The 21,966-nt window shown below is 69.7% G+C and carries 18 protein-coding genes (1 of these 18 only partly in view); 7 read left to right on the top strand and 11 right to left on the bottom strand.

All coding sequences use genetic code 11. From position 1 onward, the window contains the following. Positions 1–28: 28 nt before the first annotated feature. Positions 29–1,150, bottom strand: coding sequence for a DNA-processing protein DprA (gene dprA, locus ACPYIS_RS03160; protein WP_299023098.1), 1,122 nt, complete (start codon positions 1,148–1,150; stop codon positions 29–31). An 18-nt stretch (positions 1,151–1,168) separates the two neighbouring features. Further along, complete coding sequence (locus tag ACPYIS_RS03155) at positions 1,169–2,335, bottom strand: LysM peptidoglycan-binding domain-containing protein (RefSeq protein ID WP_424860157.1); 1,167 nt, start codon at positions 2,333–2,335, stop codon at positions 1,169–1,171. Positions 2,336–2,536: 201 nt separating this feature from the next. Between ACPYIS_RS03155 and def the strand changes: the two genes are divergently transcribed. From def to ACPYIS_RS03135, 4 genes are all read left to right on the top strand, one after another. Then, on the top strand, positions 2,537–3,118 hold the full coding sequence (gene def, locus ACPYIS_RS03150) for a peptide deformylase (RefSeq protein ID WP_299023095.1): 582 nt from the start codon (positions 2,537–2,539) through the stop codon (positions 3,116–3,118). A 65-nt stretch (positions 3,119–3,183) separates the two neighbouring features. Next, positions 3,184–4,152 carry a methionyl-tRNA formyltransferase gene (fmt, locus tag ACPYIS_RS03145; RefSeq protein ID WP_424860158.1) on the top strand — a complete coding sequence of 323 codons (969 nt, stop codon included), beginning with the start codon at positions 3,184–3,186 and terminating at the stop codon, positions 4,150–4,152. Continuing rightward, positions 4,149–4,943 (top strand): AzlC family ABC transporter permease, encoded by a 795-nt coding sequence (locus tag ACPYIS_RS03140; RefSeq protein WP_424895101.1) that lies wholly within the window; start codon positions 4,149–4,151, stop codon positions 4,941–4,943. The genes fmt and ACPYIS_RS03140 overlap by 4 nt, the downstream gene beginning before the upstream one ends. After that, positions 4,936–5,271: an AzlD domain-containing protein gene (locus tag ACPYIS_RS03135; RefSeq protein WP_424860105.1), complete on the top strand. Its 336-nt coding sequence runs from the start codon at positions 4,936–4,938 to the stop codon at positions 5,269–5,271. Before ACPYIS_RS03140 ends, ACPYIS_RS03135 begins: the two co-directional genes overlap by 8 nt. Here ACPYIS_RS03135 and ACPYIS_RS03130 read toward each other — a convergent pair. The 3 genes from ACPYIS_RS03130 to ACPYIS_RS03120 form a co-directional block, all read right to left on the bottom strand. Continuing rightward, a complete protein-coding gene (locus tag ACPYIS_RS03130) occupies positions 5,222–7,213 on the bottom strand; it encodes a response regulator (protein ID WP_424860106.1) in 1,992 nt (663 codons plus the stop codon). The two genes, ACPYIS_RS03135 and ACPYIS_RS03130, sit on opposite strands and share 50 nt — an antisense overlap. Beyond that, complete coding sequence (locus tag ACPYIS_RS03125; protein WP_299023091.1) at positions 7,210–7,674, bottom strand: molybdopterin-dependent oxidoreductase; 465 nt, start codon at positions 7,672–7,674, stop codon at positions 7,210–7,212. The genes ACPYIS_RS03130 and ACPYIS_RS03125 overlap by 4 nt, the downstream gene beginning before the upstream one ends. A 100-nt stretch (positions 7,675–7,774) precedes the next feature. Then, positions 7,775–9,880 carry an ATP-dependent helicase gene (locus ACPYIS_RS03120; protein ID WP_424895102.1) on the bottom strand — a complete coding sequence of 702 codons (2,106 nt, stop codon included), beginning with the start codon at positions 9,878–9,880 and terminating at the stop codon, positions 7,775–7,777. Between the two features lie 117 nt (positions 9,881–9,997). Here ACPYIS_RS03120 and ACPYIS_RS03115 point away from each other — a divergent pair, with 117 nt between their 5' ends. Continuing rightward, entirely contained in the window at positions 9,998–10,948 is a 951-nt protein-coding gene (locus ACPYIS_RS03115) for an AEC family transporter (RefSeq protein ID WP_299022259.1), read from the top strand. A 15-nt stretch (positions 10,949–10,963) separates the two neighbouring features. On the opposite strand, the gene priA is transcribed toward ACPYIS_RS03115, so the two are convergent. The 3 genes from priA to ACPYIS_RS03100 all read right to left on the bottom strand — a co-directional run bounded on the left by priA (position 10,964) and on the right by ACPYIS_RS03100 (position 16,762). Then, a complete protein-coding gene (gene priA, locus ACPYIS_RS03110; protein ID WP_424895103.1) occupies positions 10,964–13,075 on the bottom strand; it encodes a replication restart helicase PriA in 2,112 nt (703 codons plus the stop codon). Between the two features lie 283 nt (positions 13,076–13,358). After that, positions 13,359–14,471: a uroporphyrinogen decarboxylase gene (gene hemE, locus ACPYIS_RS03105; protein ID WP_424895104.1), complete on the bottom strand. Its 1,113-nt coding sequence runs from the start codon at positions 14,469–14,471 to the stop codon at positions 13,359–13,361. A 77-nt stretch (positions 14,472–14,548) separates the two neighbouring features. Further along, a complete protein-coding gene (locus tag ACPYIS_RS03100) occupies positions 14,549–16,762 on the bottom strand; it encodes a protein-disulfide reductase DsbD family protein (RefSeq protein ID WP_424895105.1) in 2,214 nt (737 codons plus the stop codon). A gap of 175 nt (positions 16,763–16,937) precedes the next feature. Here ACPYIS_RS03100 and ACPYIS_RS03095 point away from each other — a divergent pair, with 175 nt between their 5' ends. Both ACPYIS_RS03095 and ACPYIS_RS03090 read left to right on the top strand, forming a co-directional pair. After that, positions 16,938–18,206: an SAM-dependent methyltransferase gene (locus tag ACPYIS_RS03095; protein WP_299022275.1), complete on the top strand. Its 1,269-nt coding sequence runs from the start codon at positions 16,938–16,940 to the stop codon at positions 18,204–18,206. 26 nt (positions 18,207–18,232) lie between these two features. Further along, on the top strand, positions 18,233–19,102 hold the full coding sequence (locus ACPYIS_RS03090) for a creatininase family protein (protein ID WP_299022277.1): 870 nt from the start codon (positions 18,233–18,235) through the stop codon (positions 19,100–19,102). A 12-nt stretch (positions 19,103–19,114) separates the two neighbouring features. Here ACPYIS_RS03090 and ACPYIS_RS03085 read toward each other — a convergent pair whose 3' ends face one another. The 3 genes in view from ACPYIS_RS03085 to ACPYIS_RS03075 are tightly spaced (at most 27 nt apart) and all read right to left on the bottom strand, a layout consistent with a single transcriptional unit that may run on beyond the window. Beyond that, positions 19,115–19,783, bottom strand: coding sequence for a histidine phosphatase family protein (locus tag ACPYIS_RS03085; protein ID WP_424895106.1), 669 nt, complete (start codon positions 19,781–19,783; stop codon positions 19,115–19,117). A gap of 27 nt (positions 19,784–19,810) precedes the next feature. Then, on the bottom strand, positions 19,811–20,464 hold the full coding sequence (locus ACPYIS_RS03080; RefSeq protein ID WP_424860112.1) for a LysE family translocator: 654 nt from the start codon (positions 20,462–20,464) through the stop codon (positions 19,811–19,813). Further along, on the bottom strand, positions 20,461–21,966 hold the 3' portion of the coding sequence (locus tag ACPYIS_RS03075; RefSeq protein ID WP_424860113.1) for an ABC-F family ATP-binding cassette domain-containing protein. It continues 441 nt past the right edge of the window; 1,506 of the gene's 1,947 nt are visible here — the last part of the coding sequence; its start codon lies off the right edge, out of view — the gene reads right to left on this strand; it ends in the stop codon at positions 20,461–20,463. Before ACPYIS_RS03075 ends, ACPYIS_RS03080 begins: the two co-directional genes overlap by 4 nt.

Here is a 21,966-nt window from a genome sequence, read left to right as displayed (position 1 = left end):
TTTTTCCGTGGCGCGCCGCCCCGCGGCCTCAGGCACTCGCCAGCCGCTGTAGGCGCCCGCCGGGCAGGCGCTGCACCCGGCCGTCGAGCTCCAGCGTGAGGAGGTGTGCCTGCAGACGCGCGGTGTCCCACCCGCAGCGCGCCTGCAACACGTCGAACGGGGTGGGGTCGTATCCCAGCGCGACGAGCACAGGATCGTCTCCAGTGTTCGCAGCCGCCGTCGGCGCCGCCGTGGGGGGCGTGGCGGCGGGCGTTGAGGCGTGCGCCCACACGCCGGCGAGCTCCTCGTGGATGTGCGCGGCGGTCTCGACCAGCTTGGCACCTTGGCGGATGAGTGCGTGGCAGCCGCGCGACTGCGGCGAGTGGATGGAGCCGGGAATGGCAAACACCTCGCGCCCCATCTGCGTGGCGAGTTCAGCGGTGATGAGCGAGCCCGACCCCAGCGCCGCCTCGACCACCAGCGAGCCCTGCGACAGGCCAGCGATGATACGGTTGCGGCGCGGAAAGTGCGCGGGCAGCGGGGGCGTGCCAAGCAGGTATTCGCTGACCACGCTGCCGGCGTGCGCGATGCGATGCGCCAGCGCCCGGTGACGGGCGGGATAGACGCGATCGACCCCGGTGCCGACGACCGCCACCGTCTGGCCGCCCGCATCCAGCGCCCCCTCGTGCGCCGCGGCGTCGATGCCAGCGGCCAAGCCCGAGACGATGCAAACCCCCTCGCCTGCCAGCGCACGCGCGAAAGCGCGCGCATTGTCCGCGCCCTGCGGCGTCGGGTTGCGGCTGCCGACGATGGCGAGCGCGCGTGGCGCGGCCAACGCTACGGGGTCCCCCACCACATGCAGCAGGGGCGGGGGATCTGGCGTGGTCAGCAGCGCGGGGGGATAGGCCTCGTCGCCGAGCGCGAGCAGGTGGTGGTTGGGGTTGGCCAGCAGCCACTCGCGGGTGCGCGTGCGCAGCTCCTGCCAGCCGTCCGGCATGCCCAGTAAACGGGCTGCCGTCACCGCGCCCACGACCTCCGCCAACGTGTTGGCGCGTTGGGCGAAGATTGCTGCCGGCGGGCCGAACGCGGCCAACAAGCGCCGCGCCGTCGTTGGGCCGACGCCGTCGGTGGCCATCAGGCGCAGCCAGTCCTCCCAATCGTCGGGTGCCATGCCGTGTTCCGCCGTCGATCAGGGGTTGACGAACCGATCGCCAATCTGGACGCCGTCGGTGATCTGCAGCACGAGTGCGTAGGCCACGCGGTCGAAGGTGCGAAACACCATCATCAAGCCGTTGCGCTCACCCGGCAACAGCAGGCTCGGGCGGGCGTCGTCGGTTTTGTCCGTGACCTGCGTGCGCGCCTTCAGCAGCGCCAACACGTGCCCCACTTCCAGCCCATGTTCCCGGCCGCGGTTGAGCACGACGACCTGATTCTGGCCTGCGAACCGTACTGCATCGCCGTGCACTTTGACGATCTGGCCCTGCACCGGTTGCCCAGGGGCATGGGGCACGTAGGCGCGGCTTTCCCGAGCCGTCGGGGGCAGCAGCCGGTCACCGATGCGCACTTCCTCGCGCGCGGTCAGGATGTCGACGGTGGCGGGCACGAGCGCGGGCTGGCCGTCCGGGCCTTCGCCGTTGCGCTCGCTGCGCACCAATTGGGCACGACCCACGGCCATCGCCTCGTAGCCCAGTACCTCGCCGGTCTCCGGGTCTTTGAGCGCAGTGGCATTGCGGTAGATCGCGAGCAACCGTGGGCGTTCGCGTGACGCCTCCAGGGCGTCGCCCGACAGCGCCGCGCTGGGCCCGACCTGGCCGCGCGCATAGGCGCGGTCTCCGGGGCCGAGCAGCACGCGCGCTTCCGGGCCGGCGACGATGCGCGGGGCGCGCTGGTGCGCTTGTTCGTCCACCACTTCGACGTCGGTGAGGAACGGTTCGATGGCGCCCGGCGGCAGCGCCGGAATGCTGCCGTCGTCGATGCGCTCCGCCCGAACGCGCGGGGAGAGTTTGAGCGTGGGGGGCTCGTCCGAGGCGAGCTGCAGCACGGCGCGATCGCCCACGCGCGTGAGCACCAGCACTTGGCCCGGGTAGATCAGGTGCGGGTTGCGGATCTGCTGCAGGTTCATGCCCCACAGCTCGGGCCAGCGCCACGGGCGTTTGAGATAGAGTGCGGAGATGTCCCACAGCGTGTCACCGCGCTTGACGGTGTAGCGCTCGGGCGCGTTGGGCGCCAGTTCGGCCAACGGCACCCCCGCTTGGGCGACCTGCTGCGCGGTGCTGCGCTGCTGGGGGGTGATGGGGTAGGGGGGCGCGGCCACGGCCGCGCTACCAGCCAGGCCGATCGCGACCGCGGCGAGCATGGGTCGCCACTGGGCCTTGCGGTGCAGACGGGCATGGGTCGCGGGCGCGCGGAACCAAATTAGGGGGCGCTGGGGTTTCATGGATCGCATTTCCTCCCTTGCGATTGTGCGGGCTGCCCCCACTTCTGGCAATGGCATCGCTGCCGACCGACTGGTCTTTCGCGGCAAAAGTGGCGAAAATACCGACATTCGCCCATGAACATGAATACCACCGTCGAACTCCTGCCCATTTTGCGGTACCCCGACCCGCGCTTGCACACGGTTGCACGGCCCGTGGCGGCCGTGGACGATCGGGTGCGCGCCATCATCCCTCGCATGCTTGCCACCATGTATGCGGCCAATGGCATCGGACTGGCGGCCACGCAGGTGGACATCCACGAGCGCATCGTCGTCATCGATGTCAGCGAGGAGCGCAACCAGCCGCTGGTGCTGATCAACCCCGAAATCGAGTGGGCCAGCGAAGAGAAGCGCCGCGGCGAGGAGGGCTGTCTGTCGGTGCCGGGTATCTATGACGGGGTCGAGCGCTCGGTCGCGGTGCGGGTGCGCGCGCTCGACGAGCATGGGGTGAGCCGCGTCATCGACGCCGAGGGACTGCTGGCCGTGTGCATCCAGCACGAGATGGATCACCTGCAGGGCAAGGTGTTCGTCGAATACTTGTCGCCGCTGAAACGCGAGCGCATCAAAACCAAGCTGATCAAGGCCGCTCGTGAGGCCGCGCGGTCCGACGGACCCGTCCGGTCCCCGGCGCGGGCTCGGCGCGAGGCGGCGGAGGCGCGGCTTTGACCGCGCCCGTGGTAACCGATCCCGCCAGTGGCCAGGGGGGTGACCGGGGAACCGGGGCGAGGCCATTGCGCGTGGCCTTTGCCGGCACCCCCGACTTTGCCGCGGTGGCGCTGGCGGCGATCGCCCAAGCGGGCTACCCCATGGCGCTGGTGTTGACGCAGCCGGACCGTCCCGCCGGGCGCGGCCTGAAGCTGCAACCCTCTCCCGTCAAGACCTTGGCGCTAAAGCACGGTTGGCCGCTCGCGCAGCCGCGCGGGTTGCGGCTCGATGGCCGTTGGGCCGAAGACGCCGCCGCGGCGCGCGACGCGCTGCTGACCGCGCGTCCCGACGTGTTGGTGGTGGCCGCCTACGGATTGATCCTGCCGCGCTGGGTATTGGATTTGCCGCGGTTGGGCTGCTTGAATATCCACGCCTCGCTGTTGCCGCGCTGGCGCGGCGCGGCGCCGATCCAGCGCGCCATCGAAGCGGGTGACGCCGAAACCGGCATCACGCTGATGCAGATGGACGAGGGCTTGGATACCGGCGACATCGTGGCGATGCAGGCGCTGCCCATCGGGGCGCACGAGAGCGCCGGACAGCTGCATGACCGGCTGGCCGCTTTGGGGGCGCAGCTGGTGGTGCAGGCGCTGCAGGCCGCCGAGGCGGGGCCATTGCCACGGCGCCCGCAACCCGCGCAGGGCGTGACCTATGCGCACAAGATCGACAAGGCCGAGGCAGTGCTCGACTGGCGGCAGCCGGCAGCGGTGCTGGCGCGGCGCGTGCGGGCATTCGATCCCACCCCAGGCGCGGTGACCGTGCTCGACGGTACGCCACTGAAGGTGTGGCGTGCACAGGCAGAGATTGCGTTCGCCGTGTCGCCGACCGCACCGGGCACGGTGGTGGCGGCTGATGACCACGGCATCCGTGTGCAGACCGGCGACGGGGTGCTGGTGCTGACCGAGGTGCAACGCGCCGGTGGCCGGCGCTTGCCGGTGCGCGACTTTTTGCGCGGCGCGCCGCTGCGTGCTGGGGTGCGGCTGGGGGAGGGTGCGTGAGCGCGTCGGGCGCGAGCGCGTTTTGGCGGGCGGGGTTTCTCAATCCCGCGTTGTGGCGGCGTGCCGCTTTCGCGACCGGCGCGCGCGAATTGCTCAGCGCCGCCACGGGTATCGGGGCGTGGGGGTTGATGACGGGGGTGGCCATGGTGCAGTCGGGCCTGAGCGCACCAGAGGCCCTGTGGATGACCGCGCTCGTCTATGCCGGCAGTGCGCAGCTCACCGCCGTGCCATTGATCGTGGCCGACGCGCCGTTGTGGGTGATTCTGGCGGCGGCGTTTTGCGTCAACCTGCGCTTCGTGGTGTTTTCTGCTCATCTGCGCCCGTATCTGGCCCATCTGCCGCGCGGGCAGCGGCTGCTGACCGGCTACCTCACGGGGGATTTGAGCTACGTGTTCTTTGCCCACCGCTATCCCCACCCGGGGCGCACGGACGACGAGCGACTCGATCAGGAAGCCTACCTGGCGGGCAGCTGCGCGGTCAACTATGCGTTTTGGATGACGGCCAGCGTTATCGGCATCGGTCTGGCGCACGCCATCCCGCTGGAATGGGGGTTGGGGTTTGCAGGGATTCTGGCGCTGTTGGGGGTGGCGTGTTCACTGGCGAGCACCCGGCTGCGCGTGTTGTCGGCGGTGGTAGCGGGTTCGGCGGCGGTGGCGGCGTGGGCGTTGCCGCTCAAGCTGCACATCGTGGTGGCGATCGCGGCAGCGGTCGCCGTGTGTCTGGTCGCCGAGGCGCACGGCCCGCGCTGGCTGCGCGGATCGGCCATTCCTGCGCAGGGCGGTCATGGGTGACGTCGATCCCTATCGGCTGTTGACGTTTGTCGCGCTGGGCGCGATCACGGTGGTGACGCGCGGGTTTTTCTTCCTGTCGGATCGTCCGTGGCGCCTGCCCCACTGGGCCGAGCGGGGACTGCAGTACGCGCCCATCGCGGCGTTGGCGGCGGTCGTCGTGCCCGAGGTGGTGATGCAAAACGGCCAGCTCATCCACACCTGGCAGGATGCTCGCCTGTACGCGGCGGTGGCCGGCGCGGGTTGGTTCTTCTGGCACCGGGGAGTGCTGGGGACGATCGTCACGGGCATGGCGGTGTATCTGCCGCTGCACTTGGGGCTGGGGTGGTAGGCGCGGCACGGGGGGCGGCGATGCAGCGCGCCATCGCAGCCTCAAGGGCGGGGCGCTGCACCGGCTTGGCCAAAAATCCGTTCATGCCGGCGGCCTGTGCCCGCTGCTGCGCGTCGTCCATGACGTCGGCCGTCAGCGCGATGATGGGGACCTGACCGCGCGGCCCCGGCAGGGCACGGATCTGTCGCGAGGCCTGCAGCCCGTCCATGCCGGGCATGTGAATGTCCATCAGGATGACGTCGTAGTCGTGTTCGGCCGCCTGCTGCAGTGCTTGCTGTCCATCCTCGGCGAAGTCGACGCGATGCCCCATTTTGTCCAGCAATAGGCCGATGACCTTGCGATTGACCGGGTGGTCTTCGGCCACCAGCACGCGCCAGCCGCTGCCGTGCGGCGCGGTCGGGGGCGGGGCGGGGAGTTCGGCGCCGGCCTGCCCGGGCACCGCCTCGGCAGGCGGCGGTCCGTCCATCCAGCCGGGCGTTTGTGTGACGGCAAAGTCGGATGGCGTGGTTTCAGGTGCAGCGATCGGCGTCACCCAGGTGGCCGTGAAGGTGGAGCCTGCCCCCGGCTGGCTTTCGACCTGCACGTCGCCGCCCATCAGGCGTGCCAGCGTGCGCGAGATGTCCAGCCCGAGCCCACTGCCGCCGTAGCGGCGCGTGATCGAGGGGTCCGCCTGCTGAAACCGTTGAAACAGCCGCGACAGGGTCGACGCGTCCATGCCGATGCCCGTGTCGCGCACCACGGCCCTCCAGCGCACCCGTGGTTCGCGACCGGGTACCGATTCCGCGCGCACCGTGAGATCGACCCGGCCACGGTCGGTGAATTTGATGGCGTTGCCCAGCAGGTTGAGCAAGATTTGCCGCACGCGTGTCGCATCGGCGAGCACCCACGGGGTGCCACCGTCGTCGATCGACAGGCCCAGCTCGATCCCCTTGCGCTCGGCTTGGGGTTGCAACCAGCGGTGCACGTGGCGAACCAGCTCTGGTAGATCCACGGGTTCGGGCTGGATGCGCAGCTGGCCGGCATCGAGCGCCGACAGATCCAGGATGTCGTTGAGCAGCGCCAGCAGATGCCCGGCCGATGCGCGCGCGGTCTGCAGAAGATCGCGCTGGGCGGGCGTCAGCGGGCTGTCGGCCAGCAGGTCCAGCATGCCGAGCATGCCGTTGAACGGGGTGCGCAGCTCATGGCTCATGTTGGCCAGAAACTGGCTCTTGATACGGCTGGCGGCTTGCGCCTCGTCGCGCGCGCGGGCCAAGGCGGTGTTGAGGGCTTCGAGCGCTCTGCGCTCTTGGGTTTGCCGGCGCTGCCGCTGCCACAGCGCGAGGGCCGCCAATAGCAGCACCAGTACCTGGGCCGCCATTAGCCAAATGACATAGCCGCGCAGGCGTCGCACCTCGTGCAGCTTGGCAGCGACCCGCTCGCTGACCAGCCGATCGGCGGTCAGTGTCAGGGCTTGCACCTCCGGGCCCAGCGCGTCCATTTGCTGCAGCGCCTCGTCCAAGCGTGGCCCATCGGTTGCCGGCAGCGCGGCGTCCAGGGTTTGCACCAGTTGGTGCAGACGCGGCATCAGCTGCTGGTACGCAGGCAGCTGGCGCAGGGGCTCGATGGAGGGGTTTTCGGCCAGCAGGGCGACACGGCTGGCGTAGATTTCGTGCCGCAACACGACCGCATCCCAGTCGGGGGGCGAGCGGCCCCGTAGGGCTTGCGTGAGGGCGCTGCGCAGGCGCAAAAACTCCCGTTCGTGCTGAAAGGCCAGCGCCGTGAGCGAATCGGCCTGCAGCTGCGCCGATTCCTCGGCCGAGCGGGACTGCTGCAAAAAGACCCCGAGCAGCACCGCCAAACCTGCCGCCAACACGGTGGTGGTGAGCGCGACCCACCACAAAAACCGGCGCCCTTCGGCGCTGGCGGTAGTGGCGGCGGTCGGGGCCGCAGGGGTCGGATTCATTCCACGTCGATCGCCTTGAGCTGCCAGATCGAGCGCTCGTAGTAGCGCAGGTCCTTGAGCGCAGGGTCGCGGTCGAAGGGATAGACGATGAACAGGGGGCCCTTGTCGCGCACCGCCATCGGCACCCCGTTTTTGCGGGTGGCGATGATGACGTCGTGGCGCTGGGCGTCCTCGAACGGGATCACGACACGGTAGTCATTGAGCGCCGTGGCGCGCAGCTGCCGTCCTTCGGCACGGACGGCGGCCAGTACATCGCGCAGGCGCGGGCCGCGGAAGGTGACCGGTTGATCGTCCCACGGCGTGCGGGTGGTGAAGGTGTGTTGGGGCAATGCCTCCAACATGGCCATGTCGAACGCGGCGTGCGAGCCGTGGTTGCGCACGCCGATCTGCCCCCCCAGGGTCAACACGACGCGGTCTTTGGGCGCTGGCAACGACGCTTGGGCGTGCGCGACGGTGGCCATGCCGCACACGACGGCCGTCAGCGCGAGCGCCACAGATCTGCGTGAAATAGAAAAAACCATACGAACTGCAGCCCCCGGTATTTTCAGATTTGTCAGGATCTTACGACAAGGCACGCGGCGCGCCAATGGGGCGGCTTTGTGGCGGGGCGCTGGTACCACCCGAGCCCTGGGCTGCCGCGCGCGCGGCAAACTCCTCGCGCAGGGCACGCAGCTTGGCGCGCGGGTCCTCTTGCGTGGTGGCGGGGTCGAGCTGCATTTCGGCAATGAAGCGGCTGGGCTGCGCGGTGACGCGCTCGCGCCCTTGTTTGCGCTGCTTGAGCCAACTGACCACCAGCGTGCGCTGGGCGCGCGTGATGCCGACATACATCAGGCGGCGCTCTTCCTCGATGCGTGCGGCGAGCTGCTGCGCATCGTCATCGGCGTCGGGCTTGAAAGGCAGCAGCCCTTCGTTGACGCCGGCCAGCATGACATGGGGCCATTCCAGCCCTTTGGCGGCGTGCAGGGTCGACAGCGTCACCACGTCTTGGTCTTGCTCGCGTTCGGACAGCGTGCTGATGAGTGCCACCGTCTGCGCCACTTCCAGCAGCGGGCGCGGCGCGCGCGCCTCGCCGCTGGCGCTGCCCGTGTCGTCGATCTGCCCGCCGCAGCGTTGCACCATCCAGTCGATGAAGTCCAGCACATGGCCCCAGCGCGTCTGCGCCTGTTGCGGGCTGTCGGCGTGGTCGTGCAGGTGGCGCTCGTAGCCGATGTCGGTGAGCCACTGCATCAGCACCGCGCGCGCCGCCTCGTGCCCGACGGCGTGCCGGGCACGGAATTGCAGTTCGTTGACGCAGCGCCCGAATTCGTGCAGCGCCGCCAGCGCCTTGGCGCCGACGCTGGCCTGCAGCAGGGGGGACGACAGGGTCTCGAACAGGCTCAGGCGCAGCCCGCTGGCCACTTGCCCGAGCTGGGCCAGGGTTTGGTGGCCGATGCCGCGCCGGGGCGTGGTGATGGCGCGCAGGAAGGCCGGGTCGTCGTCCTCGTTGGCCAGCAGGCGCAGCCAGGCGCACAAATCCTTGATTTCGGCGCGGTCGAAAAAGCTCGTCCCGCCCGAGACCTTGTACGGCACGCCCGCGCGCCGCAGTGCGACTTCGAACGCGCGCGATTGGTGGTTGGCGCGGTACAGGATGGCACAGTCGCGCCACGCCGCGCCTTGTGCGCGCAGGCCCTGGATGCGCGCCACGGCGCGCTCGGCTTCGTGCTCTTCGTGGTCGCAGGCGAGCACGCGCACGGGTTCACCCTCACCCAGCGCGCTCCACAGCGTTTTGGGAAACAGCTTGGGGTTGGGGCCGATGACCGCATTGGCCGCGCGCAGGATGGCGTTGGTGGAGCGGTAGTTTTGCTCCAGCTTGATGATCGCCAGGTTGGGAAAGTCTTGCGGCAGGCGCCGCAGATTGTCCAGCGTGGCGCCGCGCCAGCCGTAGATGGATTGGTCGTCGTCGCCGACGCAGGTCAGGCGCGGGTCGGGCCGCTCGCCGTGGCCCACCAGCACTTTGAGCAGCTCGTACTGCATCGCGCTGGTGTCCTGGTACTCATCGACCAGCACGTGGCCCAGCCGCTGCTGCCAGCGCATCCGCGCCTCGGGGCACTGTTGCAGCAGCTTCAGCGGCAGTCCGATCAGGTCGTCGAAGTCGACCGCCTGATAGGCGGCGAGCCGTTCCTGGTAGCGTGCCATCACTCGGGCGATATGCCGCTCGCTCTCGTCACGCGCTTGCGCCAGGGCCGCGTTGGCGTCCACCCCGGCGCCTTTCCACTGGCTGATGCGCCACTGCCAGTGGCGCGCGGTGGTGCTGTCGGTGGTGCCGCCGCAGTCTTTCAGGATGCCGACGATGTCGTCGGTGTCCAGAATGGAAAACTGGGGTTTGAGCCCGATGGCGGCACCGTCTTCGCGCAAGATGCGCACGCCCAGCGCGTGGAAGGTGCACAGCAGCACGCCCTGGGCCGCCTTGCCGACGAGGGCGCGGGCGCGCTCGCGCATTTCGGCCGCGGCCTTGTTGGTGAAGGTGATGGCGGCGATGCGCTCGGGTGCCAGTCCGGCTTGGATCAGACGCGCGATTTTGTGCGTGATGACGCGCGTTTTGCCCGAGCCAGCGCCCGCCAGCACGAGCGAGGGGCCGTGCAGATGGTGCACGGCTTGGAGTTGGGCGGGGTTGAGGGTGTCGTGCATCGACGGCACTGGACGCGAAAACGCGGCCGCCAGGACAGAGGCGCCGCGGGGATGGGAAGGGGCGAATGATAGCGGGGTGACAGCGCCAGGCCGCGCCGCCCGTTACCATCGCCGTTCATGGGCGCCATCTTGCTGGTCACCTTTCCCTTTTTTGCGCTGGTCGCCGCTGGCTACTTGGCCGCGCGGCGGCGCTGGCTGCCGCTGGAGGCGATTCCCGGGCTCAACGGTTTCGTGCTGTATTTTGCGCTGCCGGCCATGTTGTACCGCTTTGGCGCGTCGACGCCGATCGCGCAGCTGCTCGACGGCGCGGTGGCCGGGGTGTGGTTGCTGTGTGCGCTGGCCGTGGTGGGTTTTGCGGTGGCGGTGACGTGGGGGGGGCGCATCGGCTGGAACGACGCCGCCTTCGGCGCGTTGGTGGCGGCGTTTCCCAACTCGGGCTTCATGGGGGTGCCGCTGATCGCCGCGCTGCTGGGGCCCGCGGCCGTGGGCACGGTGATCGTGGTCATCGTGGTGGACATGGTCATCACCAGCTCGCTGTGCATTGCGCTGTCCCGGCTGGATGCGGGCGAGGGCGGTGCGCGCGCGGCGTTGCGGCAGGCGCTGCTGGGGGTGGCGCGCAACCCCATGCCGTGGGCCATTGGCCTGGGGGCGCTGGCGTCGGCGTGGCAGGTGGCACTGCCGCGGCCGCTCGACCAGACCGTGGGGCTGCTGGCGGACGCGGCCAGCCCGGTGGCGCTGTTTACCATCGGGGCGGTGCTGGCGCGCTCGCAGATGCAGGCCGATCACCCGATGCCGTGGCGCGACTACGTGCCGCTGGCGCTGGTCAAACTGCTGTTGCACCCGCTGCTGGTGTTGTTGGTGGGCGCGGCGGCCATCCAGCTGGGGGCGCCGCTGCAGCCGACGGCGCTGACGGTCATGGTGCTGGTGGCGGCGCTGCCCAGCGCCAGCAATGTCTCGCTGCTGGCCGAGCGCATGGGGGCCGACAATGGCCGCATCGCGCGCATCATCCTCGTGTCCACCGCGCTGGCATTTCTGACCTTTTCGGCGGCGGTGGCCGCCTTGCGCTGAGCGGCAGGCGCGCCGTCAGAAGCTGAGCGGATCGACGTCGATGGCCCAGCGCACCAGGCCGCGCGTGTCGGCATGGCCGCGCAGGCCTTGCAGGCGCGGCATCCAGGCGGTCAGCAGGGCCTGCAGGGCGCTGCGCCGGGGGCTCTCGAGCAGCAGTTGTGCGCGTTCGATGCCGGCCACGCGCGTCAGCGTCATCGGCACCGGTGCATAGAGGGTCACGTGGGCGCGTCCAGGCAGGTCGTGCGCTGCCTCGGCGGCGCGGCGCAGCCAGGCCAGGGCCGCGTCGAGCTGCCGTGCCTCGGCGCGCAGCAGCGCCTGGTGGCTGAAGGGGGGCATGCCGGCGATGCGCCGCTCTTCGAGCTGTTGCGCGGCGAAGGCGGCATAGTCGTGCCGGGCCAGTGCCGCAAACAGGGGGTGTTCGGGGTAGGCGGTCTGCACCCACAGCTCCACCGCGCTGTTGTGGGCCGCCACGAACGCGGCGTCGCGCCCCGCGCGCCCCGCGGCCTGCATGAGCAGCGAAAACAGCCGCTCCGGCGCGCGCCAGTCGCTGGCAAACAGGGCGCCGTCGGTGTTGACGCTGGCCACCAGGGTGATGCGCCGGAAGTCATGCCCTTTGGCGATCATTTGCGTGCCGACCAACACATCGACGTCACCCGCGTGCACCGCCGCCAGCGTGCGCTCGAGCGCACCTGCGGCGCGCGCCGTGTCGGCATCGAGCCGACCGACACGCACCGGTGTGCCGTCGGGCCGCCGCAGGTGGCTCAGCGCGGCGATCAACTGCTCTTCGAGCTGCTCGGTGCCGCGCCCCAGCGGGGCCAAATCCACGTTGCCACAGTCCGGGCAGGCACGGGGCACGGGGGCGGTGTGGCCGCAGTGGTGGCAGCGCAGGTGGCGGTCGCCTTTGTGGTAGACCAGGTGCGCGCTGCAGTGCGGGCAGCCGCTCTTCCAGCCGCAGTCGGCGCAGGCGATCACGGGGGCGTAGCCCCGCCGGTTGAGCAACACGAGCGCCTGTTCGCCGCGCTCCAGGCGCGCCTCGATGGCGGCCAGCAGGGGCGGCGCCAGCGCCACGCCGCGCGGTTGTTGGCGCAGATCGAGCAGCCGCAACCGGGGCCACAGGGCCCCGCCCATGCGGTCGCTGATGTCCACGCGCCGGTAGCGGCCGCGCTCGGCGGCATGCCAGCTCTCTAGCGAGGGGGTGGCCGAGCCTAGCACGACGCGGCAACCCGCGTCGGCGCCGAGCCGGCCCCGGTACACGGCCAGATCGCGCGCGGAGTAGCGCGCTCCCTCCTGGCTTTTGTAGCTGGGGTCGTGCTCCTCGTCCACCACGATGAGGCGCAGCCGCGGCAGGCTGGCGAAGATGGCCATGCGCGTGCCCAGCACGATGCGTGCGTGCCCCAGATGCGCTGCCAACCAGTGCCGCAGGCGTTGCGCAGGGGTCAAGCGTGAGTGCAGCGTCGTCACCGCGTCGCCAAAGCGGGCGCGAAAGCGCTGCTCCAGCTGTGGCGTCAGGTTGATCTCCGGCACCAAGACCAGCGCTTGGGCGTGCGGCTCGCGCGCCAGCAGACGCGCCGTCGCTTGCAGGTAAACCTCGGTTTTGCCGCTGCCGGTGGCACCAAACAGCAGCACGGGCCGATCACTGCTTTCGATGGCCGCCAGCGCCTGGGCCTGCGCCGAGGTCAGCGCGGGCCCGTCGGCGGCGGGCGCGGGCGCTGTTGCGGGGGGCGCCAGCCGCTGCAAGCGCCGCGCGATTTGTGCCTTGTTCGCGTCGCGCAGCGCGGGCGGCAGGGCCGCCAAGGCGACTTCGCCCAGCGCACGCTGGTAGTAGCGGGCCGCAAACGCCACCAGGGCGCGCCACTCGGCGCTCAACGCGGGCAGGGCGTCCCAGACTTCGCCGATGGGGCGGATCTGATCGGGCGTGACCGCTGGCGCCGCCTCGGTGCCGTCCGCACAGTCCCAGACGATGCCCAACACGGTGCGCCGCCCCAACGGCACGCGCACCAGTGTGCCCGGCGTCAGCGGACGCTCGTAGCCGTAGGTCAGGCGTTGCCCCAACCCGCTGTGGGCGGGCGCTGCGACGACCACATCGACGCGCACCGGTGTCAGGGGAGTGTCGGCCCGGTCGATCATGGTGGCTCTGGGGCGCCCCTCGTGCCTCTGTGGCGACTGGGCAGATCGGCGGTCAAGGGTGTGGATAAATTTGTCGACAAGCTGCGGATCTTGCGCGTAAGTCCTTGATGTGGCGGTACTCCACGGTTTTTCGACTCCCCGGAGAGGCGGCCAGTAATGGCTTTCATATCAATGACTTACGTCGGGTCTCGGGGGGATTGTCAAGTGTTTCCGTTGCCGATGGACAGGCTGGCCCGCTTGCGGCCATCTGTGCATAACAACCGACGAATCGCGACCCGCGCCGTCAAGTACGCTGCCGCATCTGGCGCGAATGGCGATGCACCGTCTCGACCAGCACGTGCACGTGCTCCGGGGGCGTGTGCAGGCTGATGCCGTGTCCCAGGTTGAAGATGTGGGTGGGCCCGCGTCGGCTCGGGTCGGTGTGCGGCGGCCCGAAGGATTCCAGCACGCCCACGGCCTCGCGCTCGATGGCCTCGGGCGTGGCCAGCAGCACCGCGGGGTCCAGATTGCCTTGCAACGCTTTGCCCGGCCCGTCCGGCACCCCGCCAACGCGCTGGCGCGCAGCCCCCAGGTTGACCGTCCAGTCCAGCCCCAGCACGTCACAGTCCAGCTCGGCCATCGCTTCCAGCCACTGCCCGCCCCCCTTGGTGAAGACGATGCGCGGAATCACCTGACCCGCGTGCGTGCGTGGCAGTTGTTCGAGAACGCGGCGGGTATAGGCGAGGCTGAAGGTGTGGAACGCCCCATCGGCCAACACCCCACCCCAGCTGTCGAACACCATCACCGCCTGCGCCCCAGCCTCGATCTGCTGGCGCAAATAGTGCGCCACCGCGTCGGCGTTGACTGCCAGCAGCCGGTGCATCAGATCCGGCCGGCTGTAGAGCATGCGCTTGACGTGGTGGTAATCGTCCGACCCGCCCCCTTCGACCATATAACACGCCAGCGTCCAAGGGCTGCCCGAAAATCCGATCAGCGGTACCCGCCCGCCCAGCGCGCGCCGGATGCTGGTGACGGCGTCGAACACGTACCGCAGGCGTTCCATATCGGGCACGGCCAGTGCGGCCACGTCGGCTTCGGTGCGCACGGCACGTTCGAACCGCGGCCCCTCGCCGTTGACGAAGTGCAGCCCCAGGCCCATGGCGTCGGGCACGGTCAGAATGTCCGAAAACAAAATCGCCGCATCCAGCGCGTAGCGATCCAGGGGCTGCAGCGTCACCTCGGTTGCGTAGTCCACGTTCGTCGCTAGCCCCATGAAGCTGCCCGCGCGTGCGCGCGTGGCCCGGTACTCGGGCAAATAGCGCCCCGCCTGGCGCATCAGCCAAATCGGCGTGTATTCGGTGGCCTGCCCCAGGCAGGCGCGCAGGAAAGTGTCGTTTTGCAAAGGGGCGAAGGGCATGGGTGGTCGCAGCGATGGGGAGCCGGTGGATGCCGCATTATCCCGTGTCGCGGCTCCGCGTCCGGGCGCGGGCGCCGTCACAGCGTCGCCAGTGCCTCGCGCACCTCGCGTACCGACAGCAGTTCCGACAGCACCCGTGGCGCACGCCCGGGGGCGAGCAGCACATAGACCGGCACCCCGGTGCGCCCCAGGCGGGCCAGCTCGGCGGTGATGACGGGGTCGTAGCGCGTCCAGTCGGCACGCAGCAGTTGCACCCCTTTGGCGCGCATGTCGGCCAGCACGTCGGGGTGGCTCAGTGTCGTTTTTTTGTTGACCTGGCAGGTCACGCACCACGCGGCAGTAAAGTCAACGAACACGGGCTGGCCGCGCGCCAGCAGCCGCTCGACCGCCTCGGGCGACCAGGGCTGCCACACCAAATCGCCCGCCAGCGCCTCGTCGGCGGCCGCGGTGGTGCCATCGCTGGCCACATTTGCCGGTATCAACTGCCCGACGCGCGGGCCCCAGACGGTGCCTAGCCATCCCAGCAGCGCCACGGCCACACTGCCCAGTACCCAGCGCGCGCGTCCGCGCAACGACCAGGCCCACAGGGCAAAGGCCAACGCCACCAGTAGAGCCAGCAGCGCTGCCGCGCCGTCGATGCCGCTTTGCTGTCCCAGCACCCACAGCAGCCAGACGACGGTGGCGAACATCGGAAACGCCATCGCGTGCCGGAACGTCTCCATCCACGGCCCGGGCCTTGGCAGGCGCCGTGCCAGCGCAGGCCAGAAGCTGGCCGCCAGATACGGCAGCGCCATCCCCAGGCCCAGGGCGGCAAAGACGCTGAGCGCCTGCGCCGCCGGCAGCGTCACCGCCAGCCCCAGCGACGCCCCCATGAACGGCGCGGTACAGGGCGAGGCGATCGCGGTGGCCAGCACCCCGGTCAAAAAGGCATCGGCCAGCGGATGGCGCAACTGCAGGCCAGCCAGCCCCGGGGGCGCGAGCTGACCCAGGTGGAACACCCCCGCGAGATTGAGGCCGATCAGCGTGAACAGCGTGGCCAAGCCAGCGACGACCCAGGGGTTTTGCAGCTGAAACCCCCAGCCCACGGCCTCACCCGCCGTGCGCAGCCCGAGCAAAACGGCACCCAGGGCGAGAAACGACAACACCACGCCCGCGGTGTAGGCCAGCCCACGCAGCCGGTGGGCGCGCGCGTCGCTGCCGTGCGATTGAAACGCCATGACCTTGATCGCCAACACGGGAAAGACGCACGGCATCAGGTTGAGCACCATCCCGCCCACCAACGCCCCCAACAAAGCCAGGGCGAAGCCCAGCGACGACGGTGGCGGATTGGCGGGCACGGGCGTCGGCAGGGCTGGCGTGGCAGCGGGCGCTGGCGCCACGGGCGGCCAGCGACCCGCCACGGGCCAGTCGAGCCGCACACCCGCTGTAGCCAGGCCATGGGGCTGGGGCGCCGGTGGCGCCAGCACGAATGCCAGACGGTCGGGAGCCTCGCTGCGGTAGGGCGTCAGCGGGACGCTGGCGTGCCAGGTATCGCCGTCCCAACGCTGCTCCCACGGCGCACCCGGTGCGATGAGATTGCCCGTCTCCGGAAAAAATTCGAGCCGCTGCCCGCGCCATGCGGGGGGCAATCCCGCCACCTGCAGCCGCAGCCGCTCGCCCTCCACGCGCAGCTCGCCGCGTCCCTCGATCGTGCGCGGCACGGCCGCGAGCGCCGCCTCGAAGGCGGCCGCGTGCTCCGTAAGGGGGCGGTCCGTCGGTATTTGCAGCTGCAGCCGCGCCTCCTCCGGCACGCATTCGCGGCGACAGATCAGCCAGGTGGCGCGCACTTGCACGGTCAGGGTGGGCCCGTCCGCGAGGCGCGACACGGTGACCGGTACCGGCAGCAGCAGCGTGCCGTCATAGCCGTAATTGGCCAACTCACCAATGGGGAACTTGCGCGGGGTGGGCCACTGCACCTCACCCGGCTGTAGCCCGTCTGGCAACGTCCACTCGAGTTCGATCGGCAGGCCCGAGTCACCCGGGTTTTTCCAATAGGTGTGCCACTCGGGTGCGTGTTCGATGCGCAGGCCCAACCACAAGGGCCGACCCGGCGCGACGCCTTCGGGGGCGTGCGCCAGCAGCTCGACGCGCGAATACTCACTTTGCGCCACCGCGGTCGGCGTGGTCGAGCGCCCGGGCAGTGACCAGCCACCTTGTGCGGCCACCCAAGGCGAAAACAGCAGCAACCAAAACAGCAGCCACGCGCGTACGGGGCGCAGGGGGTCGATGGGGCGGGCGGTCGCGGACGTCATGTCACCTCTCATGATCGGAAAGTCGGTGCAGCGTTCCCGATTGTCGGGCAGTCGCGGCAGGCTTGCAGGCGCCGCCCACCCATACCGGCCGGGGGCTTCCCATTTCGGGCCGCTCGTTCAACAATGATCAGGCGAAATCGTATCCATACGTGTGTTGTTGGAACGAGGAGAGGACATGCTGTCCATCGACCACACCATCGAGAGCTGGGTGCGCCGCTGGCGCGAGCGCGTCGATCTGCCGCTGCGTGTGCGCTGGCACACCGACGCGGGCGCGGCGGGCGAGGCGCCATTTTGGGACCTGGGGAACTTCGAACAGCCACGGGTGACCATCACCGTGCGCGATGCCGCGGCACTGCCCGCGCTGCTGGCCCCCAGCCTGGATACGCTGGGCGAGGCGTATGTCGAGGGTCGTATCGACGTCGAAGGCGCGATCGAGGATGTCATCGCCATGGCGCAAACGCTGGTGGCGGCCAGCGCCGAGTCAGAGTCCCGCACGCCGGGCGCCCTTTCGCGTTGGGTGCGGGCGTTGACGACGCACACCCGCCGCTCCGACCGCGAGGCCATCCAGTACCACTACGACGTCTCCAACGATTTCTACGCGCGCTGGCTCGACCCGGCCATGGTTTACTCGTGCGCCTATTTCGAGCAGGGCGACGAGGACCTGGCCACCGCGCAGCGCAAAAAGATCGACCACATTTTGACCAAGGTGCGGTTGCAGCCTGGCCAGACCTTACTCGACATCGGTTGCGGTTGGGGCGCGCTCGTCATGCGTGCCGCGCAGGCGTTCGGCGCGCGCTGTGTCGGCATCACGCTGTCGCAGGCGCAGTACGACCTGGCGCGCGAGCGTGTGGCCGCTGCCGGGCTTGCCGACCGGGTCGAGATTCGCCTGCAGGACTATCGTGACGTCGACGGTACCTACGACTGCATCACCAGCGTCGGCATGTTCGAGCACGTCGGGCTGCGCCATCTGCCGGAGTACTTTCGCATCATCCACGACCGACTGGCGCCCAGTGGCTGGTGCCTCAACCACGGCATCACTACCACCGATCCCCACGATGGCGAGACGCCGCACGGCGGTGGCCGTTTCATCGATCGCTACGTCTTTCCGCATGGGGAGCTGCCGCACATCGGCACGGTGCTGCGCACCCTGCAAGAGGGCGGATTGGAGCCGTTCGACGTCGAGAGCCTGCGCCGCCACTACGCGCTGACGCTGACGCATTGGAGCCGCGCCTTCGAGGCGCAGCGCGATGCCCTGCGCGCGATGGTGCCCGAGAAAACCTGGCGCATCTGGCGTGTCTATCTGGCGGGCTGCGCCTGGGCGTTCGAGCACGATCAGGTCTCGATCTTTCAGGTGCTGTGCCGGCGCGCGGGCCGCAGCGCGCAGGAGCTGCCGTGGTCACGGCGCTGGATCTACGAGGGCCAAACGCGCGGGCCGGGCGGTTGATCGGCGCGATTGGCTAAGATGGGCCCATGTCCGTCTCGCCCGCTGCTGCACCGTCCCCGACCCTGAAGCGCTGGGCCGACCTGCGCTGGCCGGAGGTACAGGCGCTCGACCCCGCGCGCACCGTGGCCGTGTTGCCACTGGGCGCGACCGAGCAGCACGGTCCCCATTTACCGCTCGGGGTCGACACCGCCATTGCCGAGGCCGTGCTGGCGGCCGCTGCCCCCCACCTGCCACCCGACGCGCCGATCTATGCCCTGCCGACGCAAGCCGTGGGCTTGAGTCCCGAGCACGCGCGCTACCCCGGCACCCTCACCCTGTCGGCGCCGACCGCACTCGCCCTGCTGGGCGACATCGGCGCGTCCGTGGCGCGCGCCGGCGTGCGCAAGCTCGTCTTCTTCAACGGCCATGGGGGGCACGTGGGGTTGATGGACATGGCCGGTCGCGAGCTGCGGGCGCGGCACGACGTGCTCGTGTGGGGCGTCAACTGGTACGACCTGCCATGGACCGAGGCCGACGGCCACGACCTGCAGTCCGATCTGTCGGCGCGCGAGCGCCGCTTCGGCGTGCACGCGGGCCAAGTGGAGACGGCACTCATGCTGGCGATGGCCCCGCAGCGGGTGGCGCTGGCGGCGGCGCGTGACTTTGCCTCGTCCTCTGAGCAGCGTGCCCAGCGCTATCCGCTGCTGGGCAATGGCCGCAGCGCCAAATTCGCTTGGCAAATGCAAGACCTGCACCCGGCGGGCGCGGCCGGCAACGCGACGGCCGCCGACGCCGAATGGGGTCGGCGGGTGGTGGCCGCGGCGGGTCGGTCGCTCGCCCAGTTGTTGCTGGAAGTGATGGCCGTGCCTCTCACCACGGCGGTGGCTGGGCCGTCGATGGAGGAAGGCGGCGCCTGAGTGGCGCGGCGCTCACGCGTGCGTGATCCACTCGCGATGCTGGGGCTCGCTCAAGTGCGGCAGTGCGTTGAAACTCACCAGCGCGCATCGCTTCGGGGTGTGCGCGACTTCCGTCACGCTCGTGTTGCGCATGCGCAGATTGAGCTCGATCGTCGCCTCTGGCGAGGCCGCCACCAAATGCCCGACGATGGTAGCAATGGGGCCGCCGCTGGTCACCACCAGCACGTCACCCGCATACTGGGCGCGCACATGCGCCAGCACCGCCACCGCTTCTCGCACGAAGGTGTCGTAGGTCGGCATGCCGCGCGGCGAGATCACCCCCGCCATCCATTGCTGTAACGCATCGCGCAGCAGACGAAAGTGCGCTCGGTAGCCCTGCGGCGTGTGCGGGTCGCCCGGCGGGGGCGCATTCAGGGCTTCGATCAGCGCGGCGATGTCGTACTCGTCCAGCCCTGGCCAGACCTGGGCCTCACCCTCGATCTGCCCACCGTCTCGAATGGCCTGCCAGGTCTCGTGGTGGCGGCGCAGGGTGCCCGTCAGCACCGCGTCGAACCGCATCCCGTGCGCGCGAAAATACTCGCCCAGGCGCCGCCCCTGTTGCCAGCCCAACGCGCTCAGGCGGTCGTAGTCGTCGCTGCCGAAAGAAGCCTGCCCGTGGCGCACGAGGTGGATCGTTCCCATGCGCCCATTGTCGGTCGCCACACCCGGTCATCCGGTCGCGTGAGCGACGCCACCCATGCCGCTCGATGCCATCCACACCGCCGTGACCACCAACGCCGCAGCCATCACGCGATTGAAAACCCGTAGGCGCCGCCCGCTCGGTCGGCCCTCGACCACGGGCCCCGCCAGCCAGCCGCGCAGTACCGAGCCCACCAGCGCATAGGTCAGGTTGCTTGAAAAAGCATAGAACACCATCACCGGCAGCACCAGCCAGAACCGCGGCCACGCGTGTGCGTGTCCCGCGATCCAGCCCGCCACGATGGACAGCGCGAGCATCCAGGCCTTGATGTTCAAGAACTGCAGGCTCACCCCGCGCCAAAACGTGATGGCCAGGGCATCCGACTCGCCGCGTGCCAGTGTCGAAGCGCCGGCCAGCCGCCACGCCAGCCACAGCAGGTAAGCGACCCCGCCCCAGAGGATTCCCAGCCGCAGCGCCGGCACGGCCAGCACCACCGCCCCCACGCCGGCGGCGCACAACGCGAGCAGCAACGACCAACCCACTGGCACGGCACACACGAAAGGCAAGGCGCGACGCAGCCCCCCGTTGGCCGCCAGGGTGGTCGAGAGTGTGGTGTTGGGACCAGGTGTGAAGCTGGTGGCCGTGGCCAGCGTCAGCAGGGCCAGGAATTCACTCCAGGTCATGGATGGGGCTCACCGCGCTCGCACGCACTCAGGGCTTCCCAGCGCTCCAGCGCCTCCATCAGCGCTGCTTCGATCGCCCCGTGCCGTTCGGCCAGCGTCTGCGCCCGCTGGGGGTCACGTCCGTACAGCGTGCCGTCGGCCAGCTCGGCCTCGATCGCACGCTGCTCGGCCTCCAGTGCATCGATGCGTCTCGGTAACGCCTCCAGTTCTCGCCGCTCTTTGTAACCCAAGCGGCGCGGGGCGGGAGCCGCCGTCGTGGAGGCGGCGCGGGGTGCGGTCGCTGTCTCGGTCGCCTTCGTTTCGGCCCGGCCCGGCGCGTCCTCGTCCCGCCAGGCCGATGGCCACACCGGCACCCGCCCATGCAGCCGCATCGACTGCGTCATCCAGTCTTGCACTCCGCCTTCGTATTCGCGCCAGCAGCCGTCGCCCTCGAACACCAGCGTGCTCGTCACCACCGCGTCCAGAAAGCGCCGGTCGTGGCTTACCAGCAACACCGTGCCGGGATAGTCCGCCAATCGCTGCTCGAGCAGCTCCAGCGTGTCGATGTCGAGGTCGTTGGTCGGTTCGTCCAACATCAGCACGTTCGCCGGTCGCGCGAACAGCCGCGCCAGCAGTAGCCGGTTGCGCTCGCCTCCCGACAACGAGCGCACCAGGCTCTGGGCGCGGGCCGGGGAGAACAAAAAATCGGCCAAGTAGCTGCGCACGTGCATGCGTCGTCCCTCGCACTCGATCCAGTCGCTGCCCGGGCTGATGGCTGTTTCCAGCGTGGCGTCGAGGTCCAGCGCGTCGCGCATTTGGTCGAAATACGCCACCGCCAACTGGCTGCCCAGACGCACCTGGCCCGCATCGGGCGCCAACTCACCCAGCAACAGACGCAACAGTGTCGTCTTGCCAGCGCCGTTGGGGCCGATGAGTCCAATCTTGTCACCTCGGAGCACCGTCAAGGACAAATCACGCACGATGGTCGTGCGCTGTGCCCCCTCACCCAGCGCCAGGCTCACCCGCTCCAATTCCGCCACCAGGCGCCCACTCGCCTGTCCGCGCGCCAGCTCCAGCCGCACCTGGCCGACCGCCTCGCGCCGCTCGGCGCGTGCCCGTCGCAGCCGCTGCAACCGCTCGATGCGTGCCTGTGCCCGCGTGCGGCGTGCCTCCACACCCTTGCGGATCCACGCTTCTTCTTGGGCCAGCAGCCGGTCGGCCTTGGCCTGCACCACGGCTTCTTGGGCCAGCTGTTCGGTTTTCAGGGCCTCATAACGGCTGAAGTTGCCGGGGTAAGACTGCAAGCGCGCGCGATCCAGCTCCACGATGCGGGTCACTACCCGGTCCAGAAAATAACGGTCGTGGCTGATCACCACCACGCTCCCCCGAAACGCCAGCAGCTGCTCCGCCAGCCAATCGATTGCATCGATGTCCAGGTGGTTCGTCGGCTCGTCGAGCAACAACACGTCGGGCCGACCCACCAGTGCCCGCGCCAGCGCCACGCGCTTGCGCACGCCACCCGA

Origin of the sequence: Tepidimonas sp. HKU78 (assembly GCF_049860815.1) — a bacterium.
Taxonomy (GTDB): domain Bacteria; phylum Pseudomonadota; class Gammaproteobacteria; order Burkholderiales; family Burkholderiaceae_C; genus Tepidimonas.
The sequence above is the reverse complement of the archived record's forward strand: the minus strand, read 5'-3'. Positions and strand labels throughout refer to the sequence as shown.

Bases quoted from the DNA above. Each gene is read 5' to 3' on its own strand.
- ACPYIS_RS03090 (WP_299022277.1), top strand. From the start codon at position 18,233: ATGTCCGTCTCGCCCGCTGCTGCACCGTCCCCGACCCTGAAGCGCTGG.
- priA (WP_424895103.1), bottom strand. From the start codon at position 13,075: ATGATCGACCGGGCCGACACTCCCCTGACACCGGTGCGCGTCGATGTG.
- dprA (WP_299023098.1), bottom strand. From the start codon at position 1,150: ATGGCACCCGACGATTGGGAGGACTGGCTGCGCCTGATGGCCACCGAC.
- ACPYIS_RS03095 (WP_299022275.1), top strand. From the start codon at position 16,938: ATGCTGTCCATCGACCACACCATCGAGAGCTGGGTGCGCCGCTGGCGC.
- ACPYIS_RS03080 (WP_424860112.1), bottom strand. From the start codon at position 20,464: ATGACCTGGAGTGAATTCCTGGCCCTGCTGACGCTGGCCACGGCCACC.
- hemE (WP_424895104.1), bottom strand. From the start codon at position 14,471: ATGCCCTTCGCCCCTTTGCAAAACGACACTTTCCTGCGCGCCTGCCTG.
- ACPYIS_RS03100 (WP_424895105.1), bottom strand. From the start codon at position 16,762: ATGACGTCCGCGACCGCCCGCCCCATCGACCCCCTGCGCCCCGTACGC.
- ACPYIS_RS03085 (WP_424895106.1), bottom strand. From the start codon at position 19,783: ATGGGAACGATCCACCTCGTGCGCCACGGGCAGGCTTCTTTCGGCAGC.
- ACPYIS_RS03155 (WP_424860157.1), bottom strand. From the start codon at position 2,335: ATGCTCGCCGCGGTCGCGATCGGCCTGGCTGGTAGCGCGGCCGTGGCC.
- ACPYIS_RS03135 (WP_424860105.1), top strand. From the start codon at position 4,936: ATGGGTGACGTCGATCCCTATCGGCTGTTGACGTTTGTCGCGCTGGGC.
- ACPYIS_RS03125 (WP_299023091.1), bottom strand. From the start codon at position 7,674: ATGGCCACCGTCGCGCACGCCCAAGCGTCGTTGCCAGCGCCCAAAGAC.
- ACPYIS_RS03120 (WP_424895102.1), bottom strand. From the start codon at position 9,880: ATGCACGACACCCTCAACCCCGCCCAACTCCAAGCCGTGCACCATCTG.
- def (WP_299023095.1), top strand. From the start codon at position 2,537: ATGAATACCACCGTCGAACTCCTGCCCATTTTGCGGTACCCCGACCCG.
- ACPYIS_RS03130 (WP_424860106.1), bottom strand. From the start codon at position 7,213: ATGAATCCGACCCCTGCGGCCCCGACCGCCGCCACTACCGCCAGCGCC.
- ACPYIS_RS03115 (WP_299022259.1), top strand. From the start codon at position 9,998: ATGGGCGCCATCTTGCTGGTCACCTTTCCCTTTTTTGCGCTGGTCGCC.